Below are 5,316 nucleotides of genomic sequence, written 5' to 3'. Positions count from 1 at the left end.
CTCGACCGCGATCGCGATCTGCTCGGCGCGGCGCAGACGGCACACCCAGGCGAGCAGTCCGCCCACCACGATCAGAGCCAGGTTCAGGACGACGACCGCGGGTCCCACGGCCACGACGAGGTCGACGATGCGGTCCCTCTCGCCGAGCACGATGCCCACGATGAGCAGCACCAGGACGACGAGTCCGACGATGCCCACGAAGCGCTCGATGCGGGCGGCCAGGGCGGGCCTCCTCGCGCGGAGGAGCATGCCGAGAAGGACCGGGATGAGGATGACACCCAGGAGGAGCCCGAAGGTCTGGCCGAGCGGGACGGTCACCTCGGCGTCGGAGGCCCCCGGGATGACCCGCGCGCCGATACCGAACCACATCGGCAGCGTGAGGATCACGGCCACGGAGGTCAGGGCGGTGAGGATGACCGACAGCGCGACGTTGCCGCGGGCCAGATAGGTGATGAGGTTGGACGTCGCCCCGCCGGGGGTCGCCGCGACCAGGACGACGCCGAGGGCCAGCATCGCGGGGAGCCCGAAGACCAGGGCCACGACCACGCCCGTCAGCGGCACCAGGACCAGCTGGCCGAACAGTCCGACGATCGTGGCCCACGGCGACCTGGCCTGGACCGCGAAGTCCTCCTTGGTCAGGCTGAGCCCGATGCCGACCATGATGATCGCCAGCGCGACGGGCAGGCCTATGTCGATCAGGGGACTCTGGTCCACGTGGTGCTCCTCGGGTGCTCGCGGGTCGGCGGACGGCGGCCCTCATGTGAGATGGACCACTGTCCGACACCGTAGCCGCTCAGGCGCGAGCCCTCCTGAGGTTCTGGTCCAGGGCGGCGAGGAAATCCTCGGTGGTGAGGTGGTCCTGGTCCTCGCCGACCAGGAGGGCGAGATCCTTGGTCATCTGGCCGCCCTCGACGGTCGAGATGACGACGTCCTCGAGTTGGTGCGCGAACTCGATGACCTCGGGGGTGTTGTCGAGAGTGCCCCGGTGCTCGAGCCCGCGGGTCCAGGCGAAGATCGACGCGATCGGGTTGGTGGAGGTGGGCTCGCCCTGCTGGTGCCGCCGGAAGTGGCGGGTGACCGTCCCGTGCGCGGCCTCGGCCTCGCAGGTCTTCCCGTCCGGAGTGAGCAGGACCGAGGTCATCAGGCCGAGCGAGCCGAAGCCCTGGGCCACCGTGTCGGACTGCACGTCGCCGTCATAGTTCTTGCAGGCCCAGACGTACCCGCCCTCCCACTTGAGCGCGGAGGCGACCATGTCGTCGATGAGTCGGTGCTCGTAGGTCAGGTCGGCGGCGTCGAAATCCGCCTTGAACTCGCGGTCGAAGACGTCCTGGAAGATGTCCTTGAACGCGCCGTCGTAGGCCTTGAGGATCGTGTTCTTGGTGGACAGGAACACCGGGTAGTCGTGCTGCAGGCCGTAGTTGAACGAGGCGCGTGCAAAATCCGCGATCGACTCGGTGAAGTTGTACATCCCCATGACCACACCGCCGTCGTCCGGCATCTCGACGATCTCGTGCTCGATCGGCTCGGAACCGTCGGCCGGCGTGTAGGTGATGGTGACAGTGCCCGCTCCGGGCACCCTGAAGTCGGTGGCGCGGTACTGGTCGCCAAAGGCGTGCCGGCCGACGATGATCGGCTTGGTCCAGCCGGGCACCAGGCGGGGGACGGTGGAGATGATGATCGGTGCGCGGAAGATCGTCCCGCCGAGGATGTTGCGGATCGTGCCGTTCGGCGAGCGGTACATCCGCTTGAGACCGAACTCCTCCATCCTGGACTCGTCCGGGGTGATGGTGGCGCACTTGACCCCCACCCCGTGCTTCTTGATGGCGTTGGCGGCGTCCACGGTGATCTGGTCGTCCGTGGCATCACGGCTGGAGATGCCGAGGTCGTAGTACTCGAGGTCCACGTCCAGGTAGGGATGGATGAGTTCGTCCTTGATGAACTTCCAGATGATGCGGGTCATCTCGTCGCCGTCGAGCTCGACGACCGTCCCCTCCACCTTGATCCTGGACATCGGACCCTCTCTCCCCGCTCGCCCTTCTGGGGCCCGCGCCGTCGACGGTAGTGTGATGTGCGCCTCATCTTACGGATTCGTCCGGTCCCACCAGAGACCGCTCCGCACCGTTACCCCTCGTTGCCGCCGCCGAGCGGCTTAGGCTAACCTCTCCCCAGGTCATGAGTTCCAGCGACAAGCCCCGGCTCGCTGGACGGCAACCCTCCACCGCGGTGGGGTGCCCCGGGAGACGACCTGGCCACCACCCACCCGGGTGACAGGCAAGCGCGGGTCCGCTGTCGTCAAGCGGCCGGACCCTTCTGACGAGAGGAGGGGCTCCGCCCCTATGACGTACGACAACAGCAATCCCGACTGGGCCTTCGAGACCCGCCAGATCCACGCCGGCCAGCCCGTCGACTCCGACACCGGTGCGCGCAATCTGCCGATCTACCAGACCACCTCGTACGTCTTCGCGGACGCCAAGCAGGCCGCGGACCGGTTCGCGCTCGCCGAGATGGGCCCGATCTACACCCGGATCACCAACCCCACGGTCGCCGCCGCGGAGGATCGCATCGCGTCGCTCGAGGGCGGCGTCGCCGGGCTGCTCTTCGCGTCCGGCCAGGCCGCCGAGACCGCGGTCATCCAGGCGATCGCGCAGTCCGGTGGCCACGTGGTGGCCTCCCCCCGCCTCTACGGCGGTACCGACACCCTGCTCCGGCACACGCTGCCCAAGTACGGCATCGAGACCACGTTCGTGGAGAACCCGGACGACCCCGCCTCCTGGCAGGCGGCGGTACGGCCGGACACCAAGCTGTTCTACGGCGAGTCCATCTCGAACCCGCTGAACGACATCCTCGACATCCCGGCGATCGCCGAGGTCGCGCACCGCAACCAGGTTCCGCTCGTCATCGACAACACGGTGGCCACCCCGTACCTCATCCGCCCGCTGGAGCTGGGGGCGGATGTCGTCGTCTCCTCGGCCACCAAGTACCTCGGCGGCCACGGCGCCTCCCTCGGCGGCGTCCTGGTCGACGGCGGGAAGTTCGACTGGCGCGTGCAGCGGGACGGGCAGGACGTGTTCCCGTCCTTCACCACCCCGGATCCCGCGTACCACGGTCTGGTCTACGCCGACCTCGGGGCGCCCGCCCTCGCGCTCAAGGCCCGCGTGACGCTCCTGCGCGACACCGGCGCGGCGGCCTCCCCGTTCAACGCGTGGACCCTGGTCCAGGGCATCGACACCCTGAGCCTGCGCATCGAGCGCCATGTGTCCAACGCGCAGCGGGTGGCCGAGTGGCTCGAGGCGCGCGAGGACGTGGCGGGCGTCCAGTACGCCGGCCTGGCCTCCTCGCCGTACAACGCGCTGCAGAAGACGCTGTCCCCCAAGGGTGCGGGCGCGATCGTCACGTTCGACCTCGCGGTGCCGCAGGGCGCGTCCGAGGAGGACATCAAGGCGAGGGCGTGGACGTTCATCGACGCGCTCAAACTGCACTCGTGCCTGGTCAACATCGGCGACGTCCGGTCGCTGGTGTGCCACCCGGCCACCACCACCCATTCCCAGGGCACGCCCGAGGCCAACGCGATCGCCGGGGTCACCACGGCGACCGTCCGTCTGTCGGTGGGCATCGAGGCCGTCGACGACATCATCGGTGACCTCGAGCTCGGTTTCGCCGCGCTCTCCTGACGTCCGCCCGCATGGTCCGCCCCACCGATCCACTCGCGCTGTTGCCCCCGGGCGACGGCACCCTCGGCCGTGTCGCCATCGGCGACCTCACGCTGGTCACGGGTGTCGTCCTCCCGGGGGTGACCCTCGCGGTGCAGCGGTGGGGCCGGATCTCGGAGGACCGGTCCAACATCGTCCTGGTCGAACACGCGCTGACCGGGGACTCCCACGTGGTCGGCTCCGTGGACTCGCTCCACCCGACGCCCGGGTGGTGGAACGGACTCGTCGGGCCCGGGCTGCCGCTGGACACCGACCGCTACTGCGTGCTGTCGGTCAACGTGCTCGGCGGGTGTCGGGGGTCGACGGGCCCCAGTTCACTGCACCCCGACGGCCACTACTGGGGCGCCCGCTTCCCGGCCGTGTCCGTCCGCGACATGGTGGAGGCCGAGCGGGTCCTGGCCGACCTGCTGGGGATCGAGCGGTGGGCCGCGGTGGTCGGCGGTTCCATGGGCGGGGCCAGGACCCTCGAGTGGATGGTCACCCATCCGGACCGCGTCCGGGCGGGCTGTGTCCTCGCGGTCGGGGCGCGCGCCTCCGCGGACCAGATCGGGGTGCAGACCGCGCAGATCATGGCCGTGACCTCCGACCCCCACTGGCAGCAGGGCGGGTACCACGGCACCGGCCGCACCCCCGTCGCCGGACTCGGGATCGCCCGTCGCATCGCGCACCTGTCCTACCGGGGAGAGCTGGAACTGGACGAGCGGTTCGCCAACCGTCCGCAACCCGGTGAGGACCCCCGGGGCGAGGACCTGTCGATGTCGGGGCGCTTCGCCGTGCAGTCCTACCTCGACCACCAGGCCGGCAAGCTCGTCTCCCGCTTCGACGCCTGCACCTATGTCCTGCTCACCGACGCACTCAACCGTCACGACGTGGGCCTGGGACGAGGCGGGGTCGAACAGGCCCTGCGCTCCTGTCCCGTTCCCTGTGTGATCGGCGGGGTGACCACCGACCGCCTCTATCCCCTGCGCCAGCAGGAGGAGCTCGCCGCGCTGTTGCCCGGCGCCGATCCACTGGTGGTGATCGACAGCCCGGCGGGTCACGACGGCTTCCTCACCGAGTCCGACGTGGTGGGCCCCATGCTCGCCAGGACGCTCGAACTCGCCGCACAGGGATCCCCCGACCGAACCCGAGGACATGCATGACCGACCGCGATCACAGCCCCCGGCCCGCCGCCCTCGGCCTGACGGGACTGGCAGTGGGGCTCGGCATCATCGGCGTGGCCATCGGCTTCGCCACGCTGCTGGGGATCACCGCCACGGCCAGCGGCGGCGGCGACACCACCGAGTACGGGCCGATGGCGGTGACCGCCGCGTCGTCGCTGGCGCTGGGGGTGCTGCTGATCGTGGGCGCGGTGCTGCTGTGGCGCGCCCACCGTGCGGCCCGCGTCGTCATCGCGGTGGCGGTGGCGCTGCTCGTCGTGAGCTCGCTCGCGCGGATGGTGGTCGACAGCGTCACGTTCATCTCGGTGCTGGGGAGCGTGCTCTCGCTGTGCGCGCTGGTGGCGATGGGGGTGCTGCTCGCCTCGGACGGCGTCCGCGACCACGTCCGCGAGGGCGTCCCCCTGCGACTGACCTAGTCCGGAGCTGACCTGGTCCGGAGCTGACCT

5 protein-coding genes and 1 riboswitch are annotated in these 5,316 nt (G+C 69.9%); of the genes, 3 read left to right on the top strand and 2 right to left on the bottom strand.

Annotated elements, in window-relative coordinates:
* Both G6022_RS12605 and G6022_RS12600 read right to left on the bottom strand, forming a co-directional pair.
* Positions 1-714: bile acid:sodium symporter (locus G6022_RS12605; RefSeq protein ID WP_182691673.1), on the bottom strand; the 714-nt coding region annotated here is incomplete at its 3' end.
* A 79-nt stretch (positions 715-793) separates the two neighbouring features.
* Entirely contained in the window at positions 794-2,011 is a 1,218-nt protein-coding gene (locus G6022_RS12600) for an NADP-dependent isocitrate dehydrogenase (protein WP_182639155.1), read from the bottom strand.
* 157 nt (positions 2,012-2,168) lie between these two features.
* Positions 2,169-2,284: riboswitch (SAM riboswitch) on the top strand.
* 52 nt (positions 2,285-2,336) lie between these two features.
* Here G6022_RS12600 and G6022_RS12595 point away from each other — a divergent pair.
* Genes G6022_RS12595 through G6022_RS12585 form a run of 3 tightly spaced genes read left to right on the top strand, consistent with a single transcriptional unit; the run spans position 2,337 to position 5,286 of the window.
* A complete protein-coding gene (locus G6022_RS12595) occupies positions 2,337-3,671 on the top strand; it encodes a PLP-dependent transferase (RefSeq protein ID WP_182639153.1) in 1,335 nt (444 codons plus the stop codon).
* Between the two features lie 11 nt (positions 3,672-3,682).
* Positions 3,683-4,852, top strand: coding sequence for a homoserine O-acetyltransferase (locus tag G6022_RS12590; protein WP_182639151.1), 1,170 nt, complete (start codon positions 3,683-3,685; stop codon positions 4,850-4,852).
* A complete protein-coding gene (locus tag G6022_RS12585; RefSeq protein ID WP_179524716.1) occupies positions 4,849-5,286 on the top strand; it encodes a hypothetical protein in 438 nt (145 codons plus the stop codon). Before G6022_RS12590 ends, G6022_RS12585 begins: the two co-directional genes overlap by 4 nt.
* The last annotated feature ends 30 nt before the right edge of the window (positions 5,287-5,316 follow it).

The organism is Dietzia sp. Cai40 (assembly GCF_014145165.1).
Lineage (GTDB): Bacteria > Actinomycetota > Actinomycetes > Mycobacteriales > Mycobacteriaceae > Dietzia > Dietzia natronolimnaea.
Note: the sequence above shows the minus strand (reverse complement) of the source record. Positions and strands in the feature narration are given on the sequence as shown.

Bases quoted from the DNA above. Each gene is read 5' to 3' on its own strand.
- G6022_RS12600 (WP_182639155.1), bottom strand. From the start codon at position 2,011: ATGTCCAGGATCAAGGTGGAGGGGACGGTCGTCGAGCTCGACGGCGAC.
- G6022_RS12595 (WP_182639153.1), top strand. From the start codon at position 2,337: ATGACGTACGACAACAGCAATCCCGACTGGGCCTTCGAGACCCGCCAG.
- G6022_RS12590 (WP_182639151.1), top strand. From the start codon at position 3,683: ATGGTCCGCCCCACCGATCCACTCGCGCTGTTGCCCCCGGGCGACGGC.
- G6022_RS12585 (WP_179524716.1), top strand. From the start codon at position 4,849: ATGACCGACCGCGATCACAGCCCCCGGCCCGCCGCCCTCGGCCTGACG.